Origin of the sequence: Lyngbya sp. CCAP 1446/10, assembly GCF_026130175.1 — a bacterium.
In the GTDB taxonomy this organism is placed as follows: domain Bacteria; phylum Cyanobacteriota; class Cyanobacteriia; order Cyanobacteriales; family Microcoleaceae; genus Microcoleus.
In genome coordinates this window covers 37642-62384 of the sequence record NZ_JAIGNI010000155.1, presented here as the reverse complement: position 1 = coordinate 62384, position 24743 = coordinate 37642, and the positions used below count along the sequence as shown (strand labels likewise).

The window sequence follows — 24743 nt, the reverse complement described above, 5'->3', positions numbered from 1 at the left end:
AGTCATCAGTCATTAGCAATTAGTCATTAGTCATAGGTCATTAGTCATTAGTAAAATTGCTAGAGATTAATGGCCCTTGGCTAATTACGCTTTCCGTAAGGTGCGTAGTGCGCACCCTACATAATTAGGTTCGGTGTAAATACTGAACTAAAGACTAATTACTACTGACTAAGGACTACTGACTACTAACCAATTACCAATTACCAAGAAGCTTATGTTTGGTCAGATTGTAGCTGGAAAAAGTGGCAATACAGCTTCCGCCGGTCGCTGTTTTCGTTATGAAGTGGCGGGCTTGCGCAAAAGCGATGATACAGAAAATATCGATTATTCGATTCGATCGAGCGGGAGTACATTTATCACCGTACCGTACAATCGGATGAATCAAGAAATGCAGCGGATTACTCGCATGGGCGGTACAATTGTCAGCATTCAGCCGTTAAGTGCGATCGCAGAATCGTCTCATGAATCATCCCATGAATCATCGGGTGATAACTAATAGTTGAAAGTTTCCCCAACCCGCGCAGGCGGGTTTTGTCTGTGTAGAAGCGATTTCAATCGCCGAGTTTCCCCAACCCGCGCAGGCGGGTTTTGTCTGTGTAGAAACGATTTCAATCGCCGAGTTTCTGTGTAGAAGCGATTTCAATCGCCGAGTTTCCCCAACCCGCGCAGGCGGGTTTTGTCTGTGTAGAAACGATTTCAATCGCCGAGTTCCTTTTAGGACTTTTAGGACGGGCTAGAGCCCATCCCACAACTTTTAGGACTAGAAGCCCATCCCATAACTTTTAGGACGGGCTAGAAGCCCATCCCACAACTTTTAACTAATAACTAATAACTATGAATTATGACGAATCCGACTCACCGCCGGCGGGTGTAGCTGAGGGCGAGTCTTTAACAATTGAACAGGCGATCGCAAATTTGCACTCCCCAGACTACAGTCTCCGGTATTACGCTGCTTGGTGGGTGGGCCGATTTCGAGTCAAAGAACCGGCGGCGATCGCAGCTTTGATTGCAGCATTACAAGAAGAATCAGAACAAACAAAAATAGGCGATTATTCCCTATTACGAAATGCGGCGCGGGCGCTGGGTAAATTGGGCGACAAACAAGCCTTACCGGCGCTGACTCACTGTTTGGAATGCGCGGATTATTACGTGCGGGAAGCGGCGGCTCAAGCTCTAGAAATGCTGGGCGATCGCGATTCTATTCCACCGCTGATGAAACTCTTAGATGGGGGCGTAGCTGTGGCGCTACGAGTGGCTGGCAAATCGCACCTTGTGCAGCCTTACGACTCGGTAATTGAAGCTTTGGGTACGCTGCAAGCGACAGAGGCTATACCGCTAATTGCACCTTTTTTAGAGCATTCTGTGGAGCGGGTGCAGTACGCTGCAGCGCGGGCGATGTATCAGTTGACTGGCGATCGCATTTACGGCGATCGATTGATAAGGGCTTTGAATGGGGATAATTTGCAGTTGCGGCGATCGGCTTTGATGGACTTGGGGGCGATCGGCTATTTGCCGTCTGCGCCAGCTATTGCTGAAACTTTAGCAGAAAATAGCATGAAATTGATCGCCCTGAAAGGAGTTTTGGAGCATCATCTAAATCAACAAGAATCTCTATCTTTGTCCGATGAAGCTATCCAAGTTATGAATTTAATGGATAGTTTACTTTGACAAAAATTAGTTCGCAACTGCCATAGGATTGCTTTAGCGATTCTCAATTGTCTGCCATATATTCCAATACGGTTCACTTAACACTATTTATGCCCCGGAGATCCCCCTAAATCCCCCTTAAGAAGGGGGACTTTGAGAGGTTTCTTGTCCCCCCCTTTTTAAGGGGGGTTAGGGGGGATCTTTCTTAAGTAAACCGTATTGCGGTATATTCAGGACACAGCACATTAAGAAAACAGCAGTGCTGTGTCCCTACCGCATATCTGTATTTCAGCCAATTGAGAACTATTTTATCGGTTTTAGCCTGGTGAATCGGCGACGGATGGTTTGATGGAATGAGGGATGAGGCTTTAAGTATTAATTTTCATGAGTTTTGAGTAAAAATATTGAGGGTAGTAGCTGTTATGAAGCATCAAGATTTTTGTGAAGAATTTGCATTTCTCCTAGTTAAGTATAAAGCAACTCATAAAGCAAAGCAATATGGGGGAGTCCCTCTTTCTAGTATATGTTGTACGTTGAGAGGACTTCTGAATATGCGTACTGAAGGAGTGAACCTGACTTCAGAGGAACATCTTTTTCTAAAAGAATGGGGATGGATAATGGATCTTTCTCCCTCCAATCCTCTGTATGAAATTCTTAAGCAAGTTGACTCAGGTAAGAAACTGAGTAAAGAAGAAACGAGGGCTTTGAAAAAAGAGCAACAAAAAGCAAAAATAATTTTGGAAAGAGAGGAACAAGAAGCAAAAATAATTTTGGAAAGAGAGGAACAAGAAGCAAAAATAATTTTGGAAAGAGAGGAACAAGGAAAAATAATTTTGGAAAGAGAGGAACAAGGAAAAATAAAAAAAGAGATACACTTGGCTGAACTAGCGACAAAATACCGAATTAGTCGCTCGTATTCATCTATCTCTCATCGTCTGTATGACCTCCTTTGCAAAATGGACAGAGGAGATGGACTGAGTTGGTCAGAGCAGGAATGGATGAAATTCTATCGGTTTTATGAACCGATAGATATCTATCGGCAAATGGAGGAGTTTACTCAACTGAAATTCAGTTACAAAGCTACTACTTGTGAGGATTCATTCCCCTCTAGCAATCTCTATAAAATTCTGAAGAGACTTGACAATAACCAGCCAATTAGCCCTAAAAATTGTCAATGGTTGAAAGAAGAAAACCTGTTAGAAACACTTGCTATTGTCGAGAAACGAGATACCTTACAACAAACAGTATTTGCTCAGCTAAAGAATAAGTATCAAGCCACGGCTCACCAGGATTTATCTGCCTCTAGTCCACTCTATAAAATCCTGAAAAACCTGGATGCAGATATACAGTTGAGCGAGTCAGAATTTAACTGGCTAGAAGAGCATCAACTTAGCGAAACGCTTAGCATTGTTTTGGAGATAGAACAGAAACGACACTTTGCCGAACTGAAGGTTAAGTATAAAGCTATTACTTATGAGGATTCATCCCTCTCTAGTCATCTGTATAAAGTTCTCAAAAAAATTGATTTAGAAAGTCAGCTAGGTGAGCCCGATATTAACTTTCTTAAAAAGCGTAAACTGACCGAGACAATTACTCTGGCGCTTGACAAATATGCTGCTAGTCTCAAGTCTAAGATTCAATCGGGAGAGCCGTTGAGTGAGGCTGATTTTGATTGGGTGAAACAAAATAAACGTCAGGATGTAATTACTCTGGCGCTTGACAAATATGCTGCTAGTCTCAAGTCTAAGATTCAATCGGGAGAGCCGTTGAGTGAGGCTGATTTTGATTGGGTGAAACAAAATAAACGTCAGGATGTAATTACTTTTGCCATTGAAAACTATGTTGCTAGTCTCAAGTCCAAAATTCGATCGGGAGAGTCGTTGAGTGAGGCTGATTTTGATTGGGTGAAACAAAATAAACGTCAGGATGTAATTACTTTTACCCAAGAGAAGGACTTTGCGGCTCTCAAGGTCAAGTATCGGATTATAGATCGTAATTTTCCCTTCGATCCGTTTTACGCAATTATGGTAAAATTGGAGAGAGAAGAGCGTCTAGATCCTGTGTTAGTTGTTCAGTTAATACAACAGAAACTTTTAGCTAGTCATGGAATGATTGCTATGGCCTACCACAGGCTTGAAGCGCGTTTTTACGAGCAGGAATATGAGCGCACTGGAGATAAATGGAACTTGCCCAACGCCAGCAGTCATTGGCGCAAGGCCGGTGAACCGAGAAGTGCATTGAAGGTGACAGAAAATCTGGACTTCGACCAAATTAAAGAAAATAAGCTCAAGTCAGCTTTGTTAACAACTAGGGGCGGTGCTTTCCGAGATATTCCTAAACTAAGTGATGCTGAAAAGTGCGCGCTAAAAGCTATTGAGTACCAGCCTCAGAGTCATCATCCTTACACTTTGATGGGAGCTATTTGTTATGAGCGGGGTCAATATTCACAGGGCGATGATTGGTTTAACAAGGCAATTAAACGCGGTGCTGAATCAGAAGATATAGATTCCGAACTGAAGCGGGTTGTCAAAAATGCTAAGGATGAGAAGCGTCGGGAAGTTGTGGAATATCTGCTGACAAAAAATCCGCAGCGCTATGCTTGGGCTAAGGCTTATAGGAAGCGCCAAGGCGGTGAGGATGCACGGCGCAAGAATTCCTAGCGCAGGTATGGAGTCGAGTTTTTTTGCGGATTCGACTCTTTAACCAAGATTGTCCTATTTCACGTATGGTAAGCTTCAATACGGTTCATTTCAGACAGTCCGATCGCCAAAACGATGTGAAAAACAGACACTGCGATTGCTTCGCTCAGACGCTCGCAATGACAAAAAAACATTAACCCAAGCGTATTGGGGTAAGCTTTCCCAGTTAATCGCCGCGCCTCACCGACGCTGCAAAAAGTTCGTTAGCGAAGCCCTCGAAGAGGATCGCGCGATCGACCCAACCTACAATGACAATGATCACGGTACAGCTTACAAATCAATGGCATTAGAACTAATTCGCGCAGTCGAACAAGCAGATTCTTCCGAAGGCTTGTTAAACGCAGTCAAAGCACTGGCGGCGACTCCTTCCAAAGAAGCAATTCCTACCTTAATTACAGTCCTCGGCTACAACAACCCAGGCGCTGCTGTGGCCGCCGTTGACGGACTGATTCAACTCGGAGAACCCGCCGTGCTGCCGCTGCTAGAACAGCTTGACGGCTACAATTACGGGGCGAGAGCTTGGGCTGTTCGGGCTTTGGCGGGAATTGGCGACCCCAGAGGTTTAGAGATTTTGCTGGATGCTGCGGCGAATGACTTTGCTTTGAGCGTGCGGCGGGCGGCGGCTAGGGGTTTGGGGACGATTTGCTGGGAACTTATGCCCGCAGAACAAATTGCAGATGCTCAAATTCGCGCAGTAAAAACCCTGCTGCAAGCGTCCCAAGACCCGGAATGGGTGGTTCGCTACGCAGCAGCGGGGGCTTTGCAAGCTTTGGCGGTTGCTGCGACTGTTCAACCGGATTGGTTAACCGAAGTTTTGGCCCAACTTGAGGAAATAGCCCAAAGCGATGAAACTTTAGCAGTTAGAGCTCGCGCAGTGCTTGCTAAGGAAAAATTGTCACCTGGCTAGGGTTTGGGCGATCATCTCTTCCAATTCCCCTTGACTGAGAGTGGTTAATATAAAGACTTCTTGTACGGTTTTGCCCTGTCTGGCAATGATTTTAAATCCCCCGCGGATGGGTACTGACACTCTTAATGTCATGCGGGGGATGTGTCCTTTAACTTTGTTAATGACGCCTGGGGTAACGGTGTGAATGCCCATTTTGAGGGTGAGGCGTTCTAAAATTGGTATCAAACCCGGAAGGTGGGTGGAGTGATTCCAAACTAGGCGGCCTTTGGGTTGTGGGTTCATTACTTTTTAACCAAATTCAACATACCCAGTCTAAGCCACCCTCTGGCCGAACCAATTTGAAATTCCCTCAAGTTATGTATCAATAACCTTGCTGTACGTGTCATTGAGAGCAAAGCGACGCAATCTCAAACCGAGGTTTTTGATTCCGGGCGCGCAAGCTGAGATTTTCTTTACCAGAATTGTCCTGTACTTTTTGATGTTTTGGGTTGGTAAATGTCGGTTTTTCTAGTTGAGTTGCGATCGCCCGGAACATTTCTTTGGCGCTGCAAGGTTTCTGGAGGTAGCCATCGGCTTTGAGTTGCTGGGCTTTTTCCATTTCCGAACCTGTCATAAAAATAAACGGAATGCTGGCGGTTGCCTGGTACGATCGCAAAATCGCAAAAACTTCCAAACCGTTGAGTTCCGGCATCATCACATCCGACAAGATTAAATCGGGAATTTGGGCGGTCGCTAACTGGATACCGACTTGTCCGTTTTCCGCGCCTATAGCTTCAAAACCGTGCAATTGCAGGAGTTCTATAACGGTTGCTCGGATAAAGTTATTATCTTCAATTACTAATATTTTTGGCATTTATTTTAGTTGCTTCTCTACTTTATTTGTCTTTATACCTGATAATTTTGGCAGGTAAACTTTGTAAACTCAATAGGGTTATTGCAAAGAACCGCTGTTTTCGGGCCGCTTTTTATGGAAAGTGCGATCGCAGACACCGACAAGAATAGTATTAATCGACAGTCAGTGTTGATCACAAACCTCAACAATCTGACGCTTTTTAGTACAGTGTCGCATCTCATAAAAGAGTAGTTATATACACCAATCAAAATCTGCCAATCATGGCTTCGGTTCATACACTTTATCTGTCTAGAGCTTGCTGTACGATCGCCTAAGCGTTAAGCTATCTGCAAGACTTTGAAGATACATAGATCTTCCAATGGCATTTAGGCCCAGTTACTTCAAAGCTGAGTACAAAATTAATTGAATATGCGGACACTACTTTTAAATACTCTCGATAACGTTCAAAGTTTCCGCTTGGGTTACTTGTTCCGTAACTGGCGTGGCGATTTGACAGGTGGACTAACAGCGGCAGTCGTAGCACTGCCCTTGGCGCTGGCTTTTGCAGTGGCGAGTGGAGTGGAACCGCAAGCCGGACTCTACACCGCAATTGTGGCGGGGATTGTAGCGGCAATCTTTGGTGGTTCACCCGTTCAGATTACCGGCCCTACTGGGGCAATGGCAGTCGTTCTAGTGGGAATTGTCGCCAAGTACGGCCTCGAAAAGGTTTGGATTGCTGGGGTAATGGCCGGGATTATCCAGGTGGCCTTGGGGATTGCCAAACTCGGACGGCTGGTGAAGTTTATTCCCTATCCGGTGACGGCGGGCTTTACTAATGGCATCGCCGTCATTATTTTTTGCGGTCAACTTAATAATTTCTTTGGCTTGCAATTGACACGCAGCGAACATTTTTTACCGGGATTGTGGGAAAGTGTGACCCATATACAGGGTGTAAATTCGGCGTCGGTGGGGTTGGCAATGGTTGTAATTACCACACAACTGCTTTGGCCTCGGATTAATACTACGATACCGGGTTCTATGGTGGGGTTAGTCCTAGCGACTGCTATAGCGTCGTTTTTTCACCTCCACGTCCCCACCATCGGCTCGATACCCCAATCGTTACCGGTGCCGCAAGGTATTCCCCACTGGACTGATTTTGGTCTGCTGCGAGAGTTAATTAATCCTGCCTTGGCACTGGCTGCATTGGGGAGTATTGAGTCGTTGCTGTCGGCGGTGGTGGCTGATGGTATGACTGTCAGCGAGAAACACAATAGTGACAGGGAACTCATCGGTCAAGGGTTGGCGAATATCATAGTGCCGTTTTTTGGGGGAATTCCGGCGACGGGGGCGATCGCTCGTACTGCTGTCAATGTCCGTGCTGGTGGCCAAACTCGACTTTCTGGCGTGATTCACGGCCTTGCTTTAGCGATTATTGTCTTGACTTTAGCTCCCCTCGCGGCACAAATTCCCCTAGCGGCCTTGGCTGGCATTCTGATGGTGGTTAGCCTGCGGATGATTGAGTGGGAAGCGATCGGCTTGCTGATGCGTGCCACATACTCCGACTTTGGTGTGATGATTCTTACCTGGCTAGTCACCATCTGCTTTGACTTAGTTCTAGCCGTAGAAGTCGGATTAATTTCAGCGGGTGCTTTGTTCATCAAGCGGATGAGCGAGTTGAGCCTGGCCAAAATTCCCGAAACCGAAGTTTTTCCTCCCGGTGTTCCCCTGGAGTTAAGCAAACAAATTGCTGTTTATCGGGTAGATGGGCCTGTATTTTTTGGTGCCGCCGAACGGTTTGTAACCTTCCTGCGGGATGAACCAGAAGTGAAGTTTCTGATTTTGCGGCTGCGGTTTGTACCGAATATGGACACCACTGGGTTAGTCGCCCTCGAAGACATCTACCAGGATCTGAAACGCCACGATTGCCGCTTAATTCTCACGGGTTTGCAGCCGGAAGTTCAACAACTCCTAGAGCGATCGGGAATCTTGGAAAAAATTGGGTTGTCAAATTGTTTTGAAACGACGACGGAAGCAATTTTTTCCATCACTCCTGCGATCGAAAAATTCGCTCAACCTGTAGCTATAACGTCTGAACAAAAAGAGTTGGTGGCCCCAAAAGAAGATTGATCAAGTTTATTTAATAGAGATTCCAGCCGCCTGACTCAAAAAGTTTCTATTTGAGTCGGGCGGCTACTTACAATAATGCCTCATAAATCCGCCGCTTGGGTTAAGCGAGACTAAAAACTGTGCAGTTCACAAAATTACGGCGATCGGGTAAAATATAACTTGGTGTATAGCGATTTCTTCAGGAACAGGATATGTCAGAATTTTTAGACTTTCTCAGACATCAGTTTGCCTACGTTGCTATTGGCGAATTTAAACCAGGAAAATTCAAAGAAGCAGAAGAACTTTTTGAAAAAGCCGTTGCAACTTATGCCACAGGTTTTAAGGGCGCATACCTGCTGCAATTGCCCAATACAGACAAAGGTATTGCCATCATTTTTTGGGAAAGCGTAGAAGAGATGGCCGCCAATCAAAGCGAAGCTTATCAAGAAATATTGAAGCATATGACACCTTTGTTCGCAAAAATTCCCGACACAGATGTTTATGAAATCGTCAGTGAAATTAAGCCGAAAAGTTAATGATTAACAATTCTGCAACCTGCGCGTCATTCCCATTCCCATCGGTGTCTTTCGCCCGACTCCGCTGTAAAGGGCAAAATCTGCTAAAGCATTAATTTGCTTGATAGCAACCGGATCAAGATCTCCCATAATTCGGTAAGTAATATCGCCGACGCAGCCAATAAATTTACTGCGGGAATCCGTACTAACTTCTGTGCGGATATCGAAGAAACTAGGGAAAATAGCTTCTATAAAAGTAGGTTCGATCGCCCTATTGCTGTACTTGTTCCAACGATTTGCCAAACTGCCAAAAATACTCTCTCTAGTTGGCATCGCACTATCGTAAACGCCTTGCCGAAAATTAGTAGGAGTGAAAAAACTAAACGCAATTTGGCGCTCAGTGTCGGAAGCGCGATCGAACAATTCGGCGTAACTGCAAAAATTCACCCAAGGCTGGTTTGATTGCGGTTCGCTCAAAATATTGGTAATGTACAAATCTGTAGGGCCCAGATGCCAAGGGCGGTCAAAATTCAGTTGTTGCCAAAGTTCAGTTAGGCGATCGAACAAACCGTCATCCAGCAGAGAAATTCGCCACCAAATCGCTGTATTTTCACGAATTGCTTGCTTTTGTTCCCACTGTATTGCCGGAAAAATTGGGCGCGTCGCCGCAGGCAAAACTCTCTTTTGTGTCAGCGCAGTGCTGCTTTTTGCCACCTCTTTTCTGCTTACTTGGAAAAAGCTTAAAGTGAAAGCTTTTTCATTCGATTGGTCATGCAGGTACGCGCTCAAATCGCTGTCTACAGCACTCACAAGGTTGAGAAATAAGGCATGAAGATGCCGTCCCGTTAAAAATTGGGATGGGATTGGTGCAACGGGTAGCAGGTTTAAAACGAGGGTGTGGGGCATTTTTAAATTATATATTTTGTCTGTATATCTGTTAGGTTACTATTAATATTACAGTTAATTTGCAGTCAGGTAAGGTGCGCAATGCGCACCCTACGGATTTGTGCGCATTGCGCACCCTACGTTTAGGTTGTGAATTTTTAGGCGATCGCAATTTCGGACGACAAATAAACGTCTTGAATGGCGTGGAACAATTTTACACCTTCTTCAAAGGGACGCTGAAAAGTTTTGCGGCCGGAAATTAAGCCGCAGCCGCCAGCGCGTTTGTTGATTACTGCGGTGCGAATGGCTTCGGCAAAATCGTTTTTTCCCGAAGCACCGCCGGAGTTGATTAAACCCATTCTTCCCGCATAACAGTTGAGCACTTGATAGCGTGTTAGATCGATCGGGTGATCCGTTGTCAATTCCGAATACACCAGGCTGTCGGTTTTGCCGTAACTCTCGCCGCTGGCTTGAGCGACTGCTGCGTAGCCGTTGTTGCATTCGGGCAATTTTTGCTTAATAATGTCAGCTTGAATTGTCACCCCCAAGTGATTTGCTTGACCTGTTAAATCCGCTGCTAAGTGATAATCTTTGTCTTGCTTGAAGATATCGTTGCGGAGATAGCACCACAGAATTGTTGCCATTCCGTATTCGTGAGCGTGGGCAAAAGCTTGACTAACTTCTTGGATTTGCCGCGTCGATTCCGGCGAACCAAAATAAATTGTGGCTCCGACTGCAACGGCTCCCAAATTCCAAGCTTGTTCGACTGATGCAAACATTATTTGGTCGTATTGATTGGGATAAGTCAGCAATTCGTTGTGATTGAGCTTGACAATGAAAGGGATTTTGTGCGCGTATTTGCGAGATACGCTTCCCAAAACTCCCAGGGTTGTCGCAACGGCGTTGCATCCTGCGGAGATTGCTAGTCTGATGATGTTTTCGCTGTCAAAATAGATGGGATTTGGTGCAAAAGAAGCGCCCGCCGAGTGCTCGATTCCTTGGTCTACTGGTAGGATCGATAAATAGCCAGTATTTGCCAAGCGTCCGCTAGAATAAAGTTGCTGGAGCGATCGCAAAACTTGAGGAGAGCGATCGGTTTGGGCGAAAATGCGATCGACCCAATCCGGGCCTGGCAGGTGCAACAAATCTTTAGAAACTTTTGCTTGATGGGTGAGCAAGTCTTCGGCTTCGTCGCCCAGCAAAGATGCGATCGCACTGGGAACTGATACTCTAGCTGTCATGCAGATTTCCCCCTGAATTTCAATTGCAGGCTGATGATTGCAGACATTAGCCTTGCTGATATTGTAGCAAACAATTCATATTTTCGATCCAGGCAATTATCAACCAAGTTTTTAATAAGATTAGAGACAACAGCAGCGGGACGCGCTACTCTAGAATAAGCTGGCAGTTCCGCAGCAGCGAAAACACCAGCGATCGCCGATCGACACACAACTCCGCCATCACAATGTCACACACTTACTTTGATTCTGAAAACAGCCACAAATCCTTCGAGATGCCCGGTGCCAGACCCCACTACAACCCCGATCGCCCCGGACAAGTAGAGCATATTTTCCTCGATTTAGTGCTAGATATTCCCAAACAAAGCTTTCGCGGTACTTGCAGCATCCGCATCAATCCAGTCCGCAGCGGTATTGACAAATTAACCTTAGATGCTGTTAACCTGGACATTAAATCAGTAAAAGTCGGCGAAACTAAGCAAGATTTCGACAGCGACGGCGAAGTGCTGCAAATTCAACTGCACGAACCAACAACAGCTTACGAACCAATTACAATCGCGATCGCATACTCGGTCGAAAAACCCCAGCGCGGCCTCTATTTTGTCGGCCCAGACAAACACTATCCAGACAAACCAACACAAGTTTGGACTCAAGGCGAAGACGAAGATTCTCGCTTCTGGTTTCCCTGCTTCGACTATCCCGGACAACTCGCTACTTCGGAAATTCGAGTGCAAGTTCCGAGACAACTATTTGCTATTTCTAACGGCGAATTAGTTAGCACAAAAAATGACGGCGACGATAAAATTTATCACTGGTCGCAAACTCAGGTGCACCCAACTTATTTAATGACCTTAGCCGTCGGAGATTTTGCCGAAATCAAAGACGAATGGAACGGCAAACCAGTTAATTATTACGTTGAAAAAGGCCGCGAAGCCGACGGTAAGCGCAGCATGGGCAAAACGCCCCAAATGATTGAATTTTTCTCTGAAGCATTTGGATATCCTTACCCTTTTCCTAAATATGCTCAAGTCTGCGTCGATGATTTCATCTTCGGCGGCATGGAAAATACTTCGACAACTTTGCTAACAGATAGATGCTTGTTAGACGAACGCGCCAGCCTCGACAATCGCGCTACAGAAAGCTTGGTAGCCCATGAATTGGCTCACCAATGGTTCGGTGATTTAGTAGTAATTAAACACTGGTCTCATGCTTGGATCAAGGAAGGTATGGCTTCCTATTGTGAGGTGCTGTGGACTAACAAAGAATACGGCAAAGAAGATGCGGCTTATTATATGTTAGGTGAAGCCCGCAATTATTTAGCTGAAGACAGTTCTCGCTACCGCCGCCCAATTGTCACTCACGTTTACCGCGAAGCGATCGAATTGTACGATCGCCATTTGTACGAAAAAGGCGCTTGCGTGTATCACATGATTCACGCCGAGTTAGGCGACGAACTATTTTACAAAGCAATTCACACTTTTGTGCGGGATAACGCTCACAAAACTGTAGAAACGATCGATTTGCTAAGGGCGATCGAAAAGGCTACTGGTCGCAATTTAATGTTTTTATTCGATCAGTACGTTTATCGCGGCGGTCATCCAGATTACAAAATTGCTTATTCCTGGGATGGCGACAACAAATTAGCCAAAGTGACTGTCACACAAACTCAGATAAAAGATAGCAAAAAGGACAACGGTAATAGCAAAGATGTCTTTGACCTAAAAATTCCCATCGGCTTCGGTTATAAGCCGGAAAAAGATGCAGACGAGCGAAGTGCTGCTAATATAAAAACTTTCACGGTTCGAGTGCACGAACGCGAGCAAAGTTTTTATTTTCCGCTAGAAGAGAAGCCCGCATTTATCAGTTTTGATGTGGGCAATAAATACTTAAAAACCGTTGTTTTAGAGTATGGAGTTGCCGAATTAAAAGCTCAGTTGCAGTTCGATCCTGACCCGGTTTCCCGGATTTACGCAGCCAAAGCTTTGGCGAAGAAGGGAGGACTGGAAGCTGTGAAAGCGCTGTCAGAAGTTCTCAAAAAAGATCGGTTTTGGGCTGTGCGGGCTGAAGTGGCTACTCAGTTAGTTGAAATTAAACTCGACCAAGCTTTTGATGGTTTAGCAAGTGGTTTGAAAGATAAAGATGCTAGGGTTCGCCGCGCTGTGGTGAATGCGCTGGGCCAAATCAAGACTCACGAAACTTATAAGGCGCTGAGGTCGATCGTCGAAAAAGGCGACGACAGCTATTATGTAGAAGCGGCCGCAGCTAGTGCTATGGGTTCGATCGCAGGGGCGAATCCCGACGAAAAACCGACGGACGAACAGGTACTCAAAGAGTTAAAATTGGTTTTGAAAGAGCGTCAGGGCTGGAATGAGGTTGTGCGATCGGGTGCTATTGCCGGTTTGGCACAAATGAAAACTTCTGAAGATGCGCTGAATCTAATTTTGAAATATACAGCTATCGGTACTCCGCAAGCTTTGCGCTTGGCTGCAATTCGCTCTTTGGGGACAATTTCAACAGGTCAAACTAAGCTTAATTTAGAACGGATTTTGCACCGATTGGCAGAATTATCTAAAGAGACGTTTTTCTTGACTCAAGTATCTGTAGTGGTGGCTTTAGGACAGATGGAAACTCGCAAAGCCATTCGGATTTTGCGTTCTTTAGCTGACCAAACTCCCGACGGCCGCGTCCGTATGATGGCTGATGAAGCTGTGCAAAGAGTGCAGAAAAATGCTGGTTCTGATGCAGCGGTGAAGCAGTTGCGGGAGGAGTTAGACCAGGTGAAGAAGGAGAATCAAGATTTGAGGAGTCGGATGGAAAATCTGGAGGCTAAGGCGAAGAAAGATTAGAGGGAAAACCGCATACCGGCGCAGATAGAGGCATATTTGGGCGATCGGCTTTTATCTGCTTGTCGGTAGAGGATGGCGCGCGGTTATTATTATAATAATATTATTGTTCCGTGGGAGTGCAGGGAAATTTCCTATTTTCGACAGACAGGAAAAGCCAAATATGTTTATTATCCACTTTATTGCTGTCTCAACTTGGGAAGTGTCTAAAATTAGGATGCTTTTTTTATTTTTTAGTTGTAAACCCTTCATGAGGTTACAGCAGCTTTTGCAGCCAGAAATATTGCAGAAATCATGAGTATAAAAATCGCTTTACTGGTTGATCAATCGGGGGTAATTCCCTATCGCATTCAAGACGGAGAAATTGAAGTAATGCTGATTACTTCTTCGGCTAGCAAGCGCTGGGTGATTCCCAAAGGATTAATTGAACCTGACATGACTCCCCAAGATTCGGCCGCCAAGGAAGCTTGGGAAGAAGCAGGCTTGTTGGGTAAAGTGTTCCCGGATTTGCTGGGTACTTACGAGTATCAAAAGTCCGGCTACACTTGTCAGGTAGAAGTATTTTTAATGCAAGTGCAAGCAGTTCTAGAAATTTGGCCGGAAGCTAGCAAGAGAAAGCGGCAGTGGGTAAGTATTCCTAAAGCAATTAAGCGGGTTAATGAACCGGAACTCAAACTCATTTTGGGGGATTTGCCGCATCGGTTCTGGTGAAGAGTCATGGGTAAGGGCAGGTTTACCAATACTTTGGTTTTCAACCATAAATTCGGGTGAACTCGCTAAAAGAACAACATGACTGAAGACTATATGCTGTAAAATTCTGGAGATGCGATCGCCCGGAGCCATCTCCTCAGATGACCAACCTTAACCCGATTAAAATTCTCTCCCTGAATGACCTGCGCGATAACAAGCCAGAACGTCCAGGCTGGTCACTCACCTTCGGAGCCATCTGTGCAGATGCAGCCGCCGTTTGCCTCGACCATGCAGGACACTCTATCCCTGTGACGCTGAAAATCGAGGGGATTCAACCCTGTGAAATCCAAATTCAATGGGATGCGATCGATGATACTATCCGTCGGTTCAACGCCGATCGGGAAGTGGCCACTGAATATGGAGCCTACGGTATCGCGGCGCTCATCATGCCTCACCTCACTGGACTCACCATCATCGAACGTTCTGTCAAAGGTAAAGGCTTAGGTTTTGACTTTTGGCTTGGTTCGCTCGAAGATCCAGGCACGCTATTTCAGCGCAAAGCCCGCTTAGAAGTATCTGGGATTCGTAAAGGTTCTGACAGCATTATTCAAGCCAGAGTTAACATAAAATTAGAACAAATCCGCCCTTCAGATAACGTAGCTCCTGGCTATGTATCTGTAATTGAGTTCGGTACTCCCAAAGCACGGATCGTCAAAAAATGCAGACCGTAGAAGCCCTTCACCACGAAGCAATGGAACTGGTCGATCGAGCCGTTCTCGCCCGTCAGTGCGGTGATATCGACCAAGTGACTGCACTCACCAGAGCCGCCTTTGCGAAAGAACGGGCGGCAGCGGATTTAGTAGCAAACGAATGGGATTTTGAGCCTACTCGTTCTATACTGCATCGGAGCGCCGCCGTACTTGCCATTGAGTGTGCCCAACTCCGGGAAGCAGAACGGCTGATTGGACGCGCCCTCGCAGGCAACCCTCCCACAGACATTGCTGATGAACTGCGTGACCTGCTTATAGAAGAAATTTACTCGCAGCGCCCAGCGATTGGAGCTTAATTTATTTAGGCGTTAGCTGAGAGGAAAGGAATGCTTTCGGCTAAGTTATCCTTAACTTCAATGCCCTGTTTTCTAGCCCAAAACTGGCTTAAAAAGTGAATTTGCCGCAAGCCGACAATTAAATTTAAACCTGGTACAAACATCCACCAAACAGTTAGTGGTTCTTTGATTCCTTCTTGGCTGTACAATTCGTTAACTGTGTTGTAAAGTTTGAACTGCACGATGTAAATCCAAGCAATCCCCACGAAGGAAAACCAACCAAACCATCCGGGAACGTCGGGATCGAATATCCGCAAACCTTGGGGGACGGCTACTCCTAAAACAAAGGGCAATAAACAAAGTGTCCCCGACCAACCCTTGCCGTTATAGCGACGCAATTCTTCTTGAATAATCCATTTGTACCAGCCGTAATATAGTAGCAAGCTGACTCCCGACAGCAAAATTACTCGCCACAAGGAGCGGGGTTTACCTAAAGGTTTGTCGGACATTTTTAGATGTAAGATATGAATGGCTTTATTTATTGTATTAACATTTGTTAATTATTGCAAAATCATCTCTCGGATCGATCGCGCGGTTGCAGGGGCCAGCAGCACACCGTTGCGGTAGTGGCCGCTAGCGACGAGAACGTGGCTGTTACCCAGAAGCGTCTCGATAATTGGGGCGGGCCGCCCTTCCGGGCGAGGGCGCAATCCTGACCATTGCTTGATGATTTCAGCTTCGGCTAAGGCGGGACAAAGTGCGATCGCCCTTGCCATCACTTCATCCAACATATCAGTATTCGCCTGAACTTCCCCGCCATTTTCCGAAAACTCCACCGTCGCTCCCACCCAATATTCCTGATTGGCTAAAGGTACAATGTGAACGTCATCGCAGGTAATTACTGGCGCAAAATCGGGGTTTCCTAGAAGATTTTTTGACCGCAAATGCAGCGCTTGTCCCAACACCGGGCGAATGTCCACCAATTGATTTAACGATGCAGTAACAGCCCCAGAACCCAAACCAGCCGACACAATTAGGCGATCGAACTCGCCACTAGCAGCAATCGCCCACCCTTCAACTTCCACCCCAAACTCAAAAATCACCCCATTTTGTGCAGCAGCATCCACCAAAGCCAAAGTTAGCGCGATCGGATCGACTTGTCGGTCTTGAGGCGAATAAATTGCAGCAATAATCTGATCATTTAAATAAAGATGAGGGCAAAACTCGCGCACTCGTTCCACATCCCAAAGTTCCAATTTCCAACCTTGAGATTCGCGAGTTGCGATCAACTTTTCCCACTTACTTAAATCCTCTCCCTCCGAACACAGCATCAAAATTCCCTGTTTATTAAACGGAATTTTCCGCCCCGTAACTGCTTCCAATTCAGGAATCAAAGTTTCGTAGCGCTGAAGGCTGGTTTCCCGCAATTTCCAACTTCTGCCCTTAGTTTTGTGACTGATAACTCCCATCAACACGCCGAGGGCTGCACCTGTAGAACCCTGTGCCGGCTGCTGTTTGTCGAACACTGTGACTTTTAGTTCGGGGGATTTACTTAGTTCAAAGGCGATCGAAGCCCCGACAATACCGCAACCAATAATTGCAACGCGAATCATTCAATTTTAGATTTTAGATTTTAGATTTTATAGAAGAAGAAGACCGGGCGGTTGAAACCGCGTCTCTACAAACAAAACCCGCCGACGCGGGTTTAAGAACGGGCAGTAAAAATTAAGTTTTACGTTGTTTTCTTCAGTCCGCGGAGGCGGACTTCGTTTTTGTAGGCGCGGTTTCAACCGCCGTCTTATCTTCAGTTGGCGTCCGGCGGACATCGTTTGTATAGACGTAGTTTCAACCGCCCTCTTATCTAAAGTGATTAGGCTTTAGGAATTAGCTGCAAGAAACTATCGAAATGATTCACAGCTTTTTGATAACTAGCCGTGATTTTGGCATAGTCAGCCACTTTAGCAGCGTTGTCAATCTCCACCAAATCAGCAAACAAACTCTTGGTCAAATCAACAGCTTCTTGTTGAGCTTTGGGTAACAAAGTGCCTGACACGGTTTTCATGGTGCCGCGCAAGTCGCCTAGAGGCCCGTGAATGTAAGTTTTGGCATCAATCCAATTTCTGTTTTGAATTAGGGTTCCTAGGTTGTCCATGCGCGATCGGAATTCTGTCAGTGTAGGAGCATAGCGCTGAATTTGCTGGATCTGGGCTGCTGTGTAAGTCGTGGGAACTTTTGCTTCGACACTACTGCAACTAACCAGAAATGCCATCATAAACGCCATCATCAAGGCAAAAAATGAACGGGGACGAGTCATATCGATTTTTGATTTTTGATTTTTGATTTCTCGTTGCGGGCGGGTACGGGTACACCGCCCCTACGCACCGAGAGTTAGGTACAAAATATTATTTTACCTCCTGACGGCGCAGAAAAGTTATCATAGCATCGCCAACTTTTTCTGACCAATGTTCTTGAGGATAATGCGAGACTTCTTCTAGGGTGACTAACTCGGCATTTTTCATGGAACTGACTAATTTTTTAGCTGGTTCAACACTCAGCCAAGGATCGGTTAAACCCCACACAAATAAGGTTGGTTGTGTCCATCCTTGTAAGCCGGATTCAATTTCTGCCATTGATTTTGGCAATTGAATGTTACGGACTGTATTCATTAGCGATCGCCCCGCATCCGAACTCTTCAAAAACGGGCGGCGGTAAACATCTAAATCTTTGTCTAATACTCTGATGCGACTGCCGCCTTCGAGGGTTCTGTCCACCAAAAGTGGGTCTTGGGTGATCATATCGCCAATAAAAGGCAGCCCCAACTGCTGCATTTTCCAAGGCAATTTGATATCTGCTGAAATTGGTGTATTTATGACCACTAAACGATCTATTTTATCGGGATTTCGTAAAGCGTATTGAATGCCGACAGATGCTAAAAATCCTTGGACAACTAGGGAAAATTTGTCTAATTTTAGTGTTTCAATAAAGCCACTGAGGGCATCAACAAAGGCATCGGGAGTGTAAGCAAAGTCGCGTTTGTCTGGTTTTGTCGATCGCCCGTAGCCCACCCAATCCGGCGCGATCGATCGAAATCCCTGGGCTGCCAAATCCGGCATCAGAGCAGTCCAGGTAAAGCTTTGGGAAGGCAAACCATGCAGCAGCAACACTGGTGGTTTATCACTTTCGTTAACCGGATTTGTTTCCCGATAAAACCATTCCAGCGCGCCTACTTGAATTGTTTTGTCATCAATTGGCATTATTTTACTTGTTATAGTAGATGTTGAAGGAAGAAGGAAGAGGGAAGAAGGAAGAAGGAAGAGGGAAGAAGGAAGAAGGAAGAGGGAAGAAGGAAGAGGGAAGAAGGAAGAGGGAAGAAGGAAGAGGGAAGAAGGAAGAAGGAAGAGGGAAGAAGGAAGAAGGAAGAAGGAAGAGGGAAGAAGGAAGAAGGAAGAGGGAAGAAGGAAAAGAGAAGAGGGAAAAGAGAAGAGAGAAGAAAAAATTTAGTAGAGAAGAAGGCTTTAGTTATTATCGCGCGTTTGTGATATTTATCTAAAGAATAAGGCGGGGAATACCCGCCTTACTTACCTAATAGTTGGGTACGCATATATCGGCTTACCCAACTCATGAAAGTCCTGCTTAGAAATTCATTTCAGCAGCTTGAACTTTTTCGACCTGTTTCTTCTTAAGAACCAGCATAATTTGAGCCAGCATGGTTATAGCCACGAAAGCCATCAATCCTTTAACTCGACCTGCACTTTGTAGCACAATTTCTACATCTTTTTGACCGAAACCGCCCACATTAGGATTGTTCGTCAAAAGTTCGCCGGCAGCAACTGTTTGTCCTTCAGTAACAATCAGTTCTGGGCCTGCGGGAATTGTATCAACAACCGCTGCACCTTCTGCTGGTTGAATTGTCACTTCATAACCGCCATCTTCCGGTTGAGCAATCTTAGAAATGCTGCCAGCTACCGAAGCATTATAAACAGCATTGTTGCTCTTAGCGCCTGTAGGATAAAGCTGACCGCGACCACGGTTGCCGCCGACATAAATTAGATATTTGCCGTAGTGAACTGACTTGTCAGTTTCAGGATTTGGCGACAAAACTGGGAATACCAATTCTTTGTATTGTTCACCAGGCAGCGGGCCCACTAAAACAATATTTTGTTGGGTTTCGCTGTAAGGTTGGAAGTAAAGATCGCCGACTTTTTCCTTCATTTCTTCGGGAATTCTGTCAGCGGGAGCAATCTTAAAACCTTCGGGTAACATCACAACGGCGCCTACATTCAAGCCGCCTTTGCTACCGTCGCCGGTAATTTGCTGCACGCTTTGATCGTAGGGAACTTTGACAATAGCTTCAAAAACTGTGTCAGGTAAAACAGATTGTGGAACTTCAATTTCAGTCGGTTTTGCACCGAGGTGGCAGTTGGCGCAAACAATGCGGCCTGTGGCTTCGCGGGGAGTAGCGGGTGCTGTTTCCTGGGCCCAGAAAGGGTAAGCAAATGCTGCTTGGGGAAGTGCGATATCGCTGGTGAGGAAAAATGCGGCGGTGACGATCGCAATTAAGGCAGTTTTGGCGATCGTCTCGGCACTGCGGCGAAATATCGCAGATAAATTAGTTTGTGGCATTAGAGTATTCAATCTCAAAGGTCAGACAATTTAGTGATTGATCAGAAGTGCGAGCTTTTAAGCTCGCGAACAGGAGTCATTAGTAATTGGTCATTAGTCATTTGTCGTTAGCTGATGTTATTAATCCGCAGTCTTAATTCCATAGTTATTAGTTGTTAAATACTGACTAATAACTAATAAGTTTTTACTGCTAACTAATGACTAATGACTCACAACTAAGACCACCAAGGTGCTTCGCCGCTGCGGAAATCTGTTTCTGTCCAAGTGGTAAAAGCAATCTTGTCATCTGCGACAGTGGCGTGGGCCAGGGCCAGAGACAAAGGTGCGGGGCCACGTACCACTTTGCCCTCACTGTTGTATTGAGAACCGTGGCAAGGACAGATAAACTTGTTTTCGCTAGCATTCCAAGGCACGACGCAACCCAAGTGAGTGCAGACTGCATTGATGCCGTAGTCGGCGAGAGATAAGTCTTCTTTCACCACAAGATAGGTGGGGTCGCCTTTGAGGCCTTGGGCTAAGGTGCGATCGCCCGCGGGGTGCGAAGTCAAATATTCGCTAACGATGATGTCGTTGCCCAAAGCATCTTTAGCAGTGACACCGCCACCGGCTGCCCCACTCGACGGAGGAACAAAATACTGGACAACGGGATAGAGTGCGCCCAGTGCCACACCTGTGACTGTACCGAACGTCAGCAAATTCATAAATTGGCGACGCCCCATATCGGGAACATCGGGATTTCCAGCAGAAGATTGAGCCATGACCTGCCTTTACGGTTTTAAGTTACGTTTGTTTGTTAGGGAATTTGTACGTGCAGATAACTGGCGTAGTCGCAGCCCATCTGCTCGCACCAACTTTAGGCAGCGAAAATTCCTTTTAAGAATGAGCCTTCCAGCCTTTATTAGAGTATTATTACATTTTTTGAACTTTGTCTTTTATTGTTTAAGAGATTCACTCAGGAGCAACCATGACGGGCAAGGATTTACACCAGCTACTCCTAGAAAAATGGGGAAAATCTTACGATATCAGATTGCGGCGGACGCGGGGCAAGATTTTTGTGCAGGTGATGTGGAAATATCTCGAACAGGTGTCTTTTCCGATGACGGAGGCTGATTATTTTGATCATTTGGACGCGGTGGCCAATTACCTCAACGGCTGGGGCAGCACGGAACAGGTGAGAGAATACATTGTCACTACTCGCGATCGCCCGCGTTTGGGCAAAGCTGTCAGCGTTCCCCTGGATTTGGGCGAAAGAGCCTCAGAGTGGTTGCTTGACGAGTTTTAAGTCAGGAGTCAGGAGTCAGTAGTCAGTAGTCAGGAGTCAGGAGTCAGTAGTCAGGAGTGGTCGATCGCCCCAGCGCGGCTTGTAAAGTTTTGTGTCTGGGCGGGGCTGGATTTTTTAAGTTGAAAGTCCCAAAAATCGTGAGGCGAACTTGTCAGCCGACTTGCTGGCGCTGACAAACTAAGCTGTCGCGCAGCTAGTTTTCGCAGTTTTTTTGATGAAAACTCTTGTATGGCGGGCTTTCCGATGCGAAGAATGCTGTGAAATATAAATGTCGCAACAGCTTATGGGGTTCTTGTAATTTTGGGCGATCGAATTTCTAGCTTACCAAAATCAACCGAACCAATTTCTGTCAACAATTTCACCTACAATGAGTCTCAGATATCTTGTGAAATTTAGGAGAATGTTGTAATGGGTGTTGCAGTTGGAATGGTTGAAGTCTTAGGATTTCCCGCTGCCGTAGAAGTTGCAGACTCAATGGTGAAAGCAGCCCGAGTTACTTTAGTTCGCTATGAAAAGATAACCCGTGCCTACTGGACAATTATAGTTAGAGGAGATATCTCTGAAGTGCAAGCAGCCGTTGCTGCTGGAATTGAATCAGTTAAAAAGGTCGATGGCGGAAAGTTGCTATCGTATCACATAATTGCTCGTCCCCACGAGAATCTAGATTACATTTTGCCGATCGGCTACACACCTGAAGTCGAACAGTTCCGAATGTAGACAAAGTTTTGGTAAAACTTTGGTGTGGAGTTTTAACTTTTAGTAAATTATAGAGGCGCGGGCGATCGCACCTCTATATTTTTTGGCAGCGAGGCGATCGATCTTTCTAATTCTCACCGCCCCAAAAGCTTCACCAAACCAACGCCACCAAAGTAAAGAGCGAGCACCGCACCCCCTAAAAGACTTTGCGTTAAAGGGTCAGTAGAAGGCGTTAAAACCGCACCCAAAACAGCCGCTCCCAAGACTACATAACGCCAGCCCGATAGCATTTGCTTAGAAGAAACTATGCCCAAAACACCGAGCAATACTTGAACGATTGGGATTTGAAAAGCTAAGCCTGTGCTGAACATTAACAACAGCACAAATTTAAAGTATTTGTCGATCGACCATAATTGCTCTACAACATCCGCCCCGTAGGTAACAAAGAAGTTCAGCGCCGCCGGAATCAGAGCGATGTAAGCAAATACCAGCCCGCCCAAAAAGAGGAAACTCGAACCAAAAAACACTGGGCCCAGCAACCCGCGTTCTTTGCGAGTCAAACCTGGTAGCACAAATAGCGCTATTTGGTAAAAAATAAACGGACTTGCAATTAGCAAACCGCAGTATCCCGCTACTTCAATCGAAACAAAGAAATACTCGCCCGGAGCTAGTTGCAAAAACTTGACTGGCCCGGCGGGTACTTCTAACAATTGTACGATCGGTTTAACTGTTAAAAAGCAACCAACTACACCGATGGCTACGGCAATTAGTGAGTAGAAAAGTCGTTGCCGCAATTCTTCTAAATGGTCGAATAAAGACATTTCAACTTCGTCGGGAAGTTCGTCTAGAAATTCGTTTTCGAGGTTGCGGGAACCCATGAAACTGTCTGCGATTGATGCAATGCTATTTTCCGGGATAACTTTTTCGTCTTCTAAGTTATCGTCGGCGATTGGTGCAATGCTATTTTCCGGGCTAACTTTTTCGTCTTCTAAGTTTTCGTCTTCTAAGTTGCTGACATCTACAGAATCATCGGCGATTGGTGCAATGCTATTTTCCGGGCTAACTTCTTCACCTTCTAAGTTGCTGACATCTACAGAATCATCGGCGATTGGTCTAATGCTATTTTCCGGGCTAACTTCTTCACCTTCTAAGTTGCTGACATCTACAGAATCATCGGCGATTGGTGTAATGCTATTTTCCGGGCTAACTTGTTCATCTTCTAAGTTGCTGACATCTACAGAATCATCGGCGATTGGTGCAATGCTATTTTCCGGGCTAACTTCTTCACCTTCTAAGTTGCTGACATCTACAGAATCATCGGCGATTGGTGCAATGCTATTTTCCGGGCTAACTTCTTCACCTTCTAAGTTGCTGACACCTACAGAATCATCGGCGATTGGTGCAATGCTATTTTCCGGGATAACTTCTTCGAGGTTGTTGTCGGAATCTTGTTCGGATGTCTCCAAGTCTGAGGGCACAGTCATAGGTATTTTGGATTTTATTTAAGTTTTACGTTTATTAGTCTTGGATGCAGGTAGAATCAAAAATCGGTTTCTGGGTTAATCCCGATCGCCCTTTTAACTTTAACGCCAACCGCGCATTTTTTGCTGAACTCTTGCCACGTAATACATATAATGCCTCAGTCGTGTCGGTCAAACATAGTTTTTTTAACTGTCAATGGCGATCGCAATTTTGCCAACAGCGCGGCCGGTTTCGCTATAAACATGGGCGGCGGCTACCTCTGATAAGCTGTAAGTGCGATCGACAATCGGCTCAATTTGCTCAGATTCGATTAATTCCCGCAAAAATCCCAAGTCATCCGGGTTGGGATTGGCTAGAATGAATTTAGCTTTTTTACCCGATAAAAACCAGCTCGTCAACATCGGTGCGAGGTTGTCTAAACTCGGTAAAGTCGAGATATAAACTCCCTCCGATTGCAGCACTTTTTCACATTCAGCAAATGTTTTTGTCCCCACAGCATCCAAGATTATATCATATTTTTGTGGCTGTTGAGTAAAGTCAATCTCTGCATAATCCAAAACAAAATCTGCTCCCAAACCCTTGACAAAATCTCTATTTTTGGCGCTGCAAACTCCCGTCACTTCCGCGTTCATTGCTTTCGCCACTTGCACCGCAAACATCCCGACTCCGCCGGAAGCGCCGTTAATCAATACTTTTTTCCCCGCTTGAATTTCACCCAAATCTCTCAACGCTTGCAAAGCAGTTAAACCTGCGATCGGCACTGCTGCTGCTTCTTCATGGGTGATGTTTTTAGGCTTAAAGGCGGCACTCGATTCTGCCACGACAGCGCATTCGGCGCAAGCACCGCCAGCGATCGGATTTAAGAATGTATAAACTTCGTCTCCGGGTTGAAATTTAGTAACTTCCGAGCCGACTTCCACGACAACTCCCGATATATCTGAACCAACAATTCGAGGAAAGTTAAATCCTGTAAGTAGTTGCAGGTGTCCTTGCCGGATTTTCCAGTCTACGGGATTGACGCTGCTAGCGCGAACTCTGACTAGCAATTCGTTGGATTTGGCGATCGGCTTGGACAATTCTCGGTATTGCAATTCCTCGGCGGAACCGTAGCGATCGTATGCAACTGCTTTCATGGCAAATTTTCCGGTTTATTTCCAATAGAACACTCAATCCTTTACAATTACAGCACATTCGATCTAAATGTGACACAGTAAATTGAGGAAGCCTTGTAGCAGCGGGCGATCGACTCTTGG

The 24743-nt window shown here is 45.7% G+C and carries 25 protein-coding genes; 13 read left to right on the top strand and 12 right to left on the bottom strand.

The window, feature by feature from the left end; all coding sequences use genetic code 11:
* The first annotated feature begins 214 nt into the window (after positions 1-214).
* From K4039_RS28355 to K4039_RS28340, 4 genes are all read left to right on the top strand, one after another.
* Positions 215-496, top strand: a complete 282-nt coding sequence (locus K4039_RS28355; RefSeq protein WP_265239846.1) for a phycobilisome linker polypeptide — start codon at positions 215-217, stop codon at positions 494-496.
* 338 nt (positions 497-834) lie between these two features.
* Positions 835-1668, top strand: a complete 834-nt coding sequence (locus tag K4039_RS28350; protein WP_265239845.1) for a HEAT repeat domain-containing protein — start codon at positions 835-837, stop codon at positions 1666-1668.
* Positions 1669-2069: 401 nt separating this feature from the next.
* Positions 2070-4307: a hypothetical protein gene (locus K4039_RS28345; RefSeq protein WP_265239844.1), complete on the top strand. Its 2238-nt coding sequence runs from the start codon at positions 2070-2072 to the stop codon at positions 4305-4307.
* Positions 4308-4626: 319 nt separating this feature from the next.
* A complete protein-coding gene (locus tag K4039_RS28340) occupies positions 4627-5253 on the top strand; it encodes a HEAT repeat domain-containing protein (RefSeq protein ID WP_265239881.1) in 627 nt (208 codons plus the stop codon).
* Here K4039_RS28340 and K4039_RS28335 read toward each other — a convergent pair.
* Positions 5242-5535, bottom strand: coding sequence for a DUF2103 domain-containing protein (locus K4039_RS28335; RefSeq protein WP_265239843.1), 294 nt, complete (start codon positions 5533-5535; stop codon positions 5242-5244). The genes K4039_RS28340 and K4039_RS28335 overlap by 12 nt on opposite strands.
* A 100-nt stretch (positions 5536-5635) precedes the next feature.
* A complete protein-coding gene (locus tag K4039_RS28330; RefSeq protein WP_265239842.1) occupies positions 5636-6106 on the bottom strand; it encodes a response regulator in 471 nt (156 codons plus the stop codon).
* A 408-nt stretch (positions 6107-6514) separates the two neighbouring features.
* Here K4039_RS28330 and K4039_RS28325 point away from each other — a divergent pair, with 408 nt between their 5' ends.
* Positions 6515-8212 (top strand): SulP family inorganic anion transporter, encoded by a 1698-nt coding sequence (locus tag K4039_RS28325; protein WP_265239841.1) that lies wholly within the window; start codon positions 6515-6517, stop codon positions 8210-8212.
* Between the two features lie 191 nt (positions 8213-8403).
* Positions 8404-8727, top strand: coding sequence for an antibiotic biosynthesis monooxygenase (locus K4039_RS28320; protein WP_265239840.1), 324 nt, complete (start codon positions 8404-8406; stop codon positions 8725-8727).
* A 3-nt stretch (positions 8728-8730) separates the two neighbouring features.
* Here K4039_RS28320 and cas6 read toward each other — a convergent pair whose 3' ends face one another.
* A complete protein-coding gene (gene cas6 / locus K4039_RS28315; RefSeq protein WP_265239839.1) occupies positions 8731-9612 on the bottom strand; it encodes a CRISPR-associated endoribonuclease Cas6 in 882 nt (293 codons plus the stop codon).
* Positions 9613-9749: 137 nt separating this feature from the next.
* Positions 9750-10832, bottom strand: a complete 1083-nt coding sequence (locus K4039_RS28310; protein ID WP_265239838.1) for a class I fructose-bisphosphate aldolase — start codon at positions 10830-10832, stop codon at positions 9750-9752.
* Between the two features lie 224 nt (positions 10833-11056).
* Here K4039_RS28310 and K4039_RS28305 point away from each other — a divergent pair, with 224 nt between their 5' ends.
* The 4 genes from K4039_RS28305 (at position 11057) to K4039_RS28290 (ending at position 15428) form a co-directional block, all read left to right on the top strand.
* Positions 11057-13675, top strand: coding sequence for a M1 family metallopeptidase (locus K4039_RS28305; RefSeq protein ID WP_265239837.1), 2619 nt, complete (start codon positions 11057-11059; stop codon positions 13673-13675).
* Positions 13676-13966: 291 nt separating this feature from the next.
* Positions 13967-14383: an NUDIX hydrolase gene (locus tag K4039_RS28300; RefSeq protein ID WP_265239836.1), complete on the top strand. Its 417-nt coding sequence runs from the start codon at positions 13967-13969 to the stop codon at positions 14381-14383.
* Positions 14384-14523: 140 nt separating this feature from the next.
* Positions 14524-15093: a hypothetical protein gene (locus K4039_RS28295; RefSeq protein ID WP_265239835.1), complete on the top strand. Its 570-nt coding sequence runs from the start codon at positions 14524-14526 to the stop codon at positions 15091-15093.
* Positions 15081-15428: a hypothetical protein gene (locus K4039_RS28290; protein ID WP_265239834.1), complete on the top strand. Its 348-nt coding sequence runs from the start codon at positions 15081-15083 to the stop codon at positions 15426-15428. The genes K4039_RS28295 and K4039_RS28290 overlap by 13 nt, the downstream gene beginning before the upstream one ends.
* 5 nt (positions 15429-15433) lie before the next feature.
* Here K4039_RS28290 and K4039_RS28285 read toward each other — a convergent pair whose 3' ends face one another.
* The 4 genes from K4039_RS28285 to K4039_RS28270 all read right to left on the bottom strand — a co-directional run bounded on the left by K4039_RS28285 (position 15434) and on the right by K4039_RS28270 (position 18661).
* Positions 15434-15916, bottom strand: a complete 483-nt coding sequence (locus K4039_RS28285; protein WP_265239833.1) for a hypothetical protein — start codon at positions 15914-15916, stop codon at positions 15434-15436.
* 51 nt (positions 15917-15967) lie between these two features.
* Positions 15968-17020: an FAD-binding oxidoreductase gene (locus K4039_RS28280; protein WP_265239832.1), complete on the bottom strand. Its 1053-nt coding sequence runs from the start codon at positions 17018-17020 to the stop codon at positions 15968-15970.
* Between the two features lie 257 nt (positions 17021-17277).
* On the bottom strand, positions 17278-17748 hold the full coding sequence (gene psbQ / locus K4039_RS28275; protein WP_375339847.1) for a photosystem II protein PsbQ: 471 nt from the start codon (positions 17746-17748) through the stop codon (positions 17278-17280).
* A 61-nt stretch (positions 17749-17809) separates the two neighbouring features.
* A complete protein-coding gene (locus K4039_RS28270) occupies positions 17810-18661 on the bottom strand; it encodes an alpha/beta fold hydrolase (RefSeq protein ID WP_265239830.1) in 852 nt (283 codons plus the stop codon).
* Here K4039_RS28270 and K4039_RS28265 point away from each other — a divergent pair.
* Entirely contained in the window at positions 18645-18908 is a 264-nt protein-coding gene (locus K4039_RS28265) for a hypothetical protein (protein WP_265239829.1), read from the top strand. The genes K4039_RS28270 and K4039_RS28265 overlap by 17 nt on opposite strands.
* 132 nt (positions 18909-19040) lie before the next feature.
* Here the strand turns inward: K4039_RS28265 and petA are convergent, their stop codons facing one another.
* Together petA and petC are read right to left on the bottom strand one after the other, a co-directional pair.
* The gene (petA, locus tag K4039_RS28260) at positions 19041-20030 is read right to left on the bottom strand and encodes a cytochrome f (RefSeq protein ID WP_265239828.1); all 990 of its coding nucleotides are present in this window, start codon (positions 20028-20030) and stop codon (positions 19041-19043) included.
* Between the two features lie 215 nt (positions 20031-20245).
* Positions 20246-20788, bottom strand: coding sequence for a cytochrome b6-f complex iron-sulfur subunit (gene petC / locus K4039_RS28255; protein ID WP_265239827.1), 543 nt, complete (start codon positions 20786-20788; stop codon positions 20246-20248).
* A 206-nt stretch (positions 20789-20994) separates the two neighbouring features.
* Here petC and K4039_RS28250 point away from each other — a divergent pair, with 206 nt between their 5' ends.
* Together K4039_RS28250 and K4039_RS28245 are read left to right on the top strand one after the other, a co-directional pair.
* The gene (locus tag K4039_RS28250) at positions 20995-21312 is read left to right on the top strand and encodes a DUF3067 family protein (RefSeq protein WP_265239826.1); all 318 of its coding nucleotides are present in this window, start codon (positions 20995-20997) and stop codon (positions 21310-21312) included.
* A gap of 408 nt (positions 21313-21720) precedes the next feature.
* Positions 21721-22029 (top strand): carbon dioxide-concentrating mechanism protein CcmK, encoded by a 309-nt coding sequence (locus K4039_RS28245; protein WP_106149684.1) that lies wholly within the window; start codon positions 21721-21723, stop codon positions 22027-22029.
* A gap of 113 nt (positions 22030-22142) precedes the next feature.
* On the opposite strand, the gene tatC is transcribed toward K4039_RS28245, so the two are convergent.
* Positions 22143-22886 (bottom strand): twin-arginine translocase subunit TatC, encoded by a 744-nt coding sequence (tatC, locus tag K4039_RS28240; protein ID WP_265239880.1) that lies wholly within the window; start codon positions 22884-22886, stop codon positions 22143-22145.
* A 789-nt stretch (positions 22887-23675) separates the two neighbouring features.
* Positions 23676-24623, bottom strand: a complete 948-nt coding sequence (locus tag K4039_RS28235; RefSeq protein WP_265239825.1) for an NAD(P)-dependent alcohol dehydrogenase — start codon at positions 24621-24623, stop codon at positions 23676-23678.
* Positions 24624-24743: the final 120 nt, after the last annotated feature.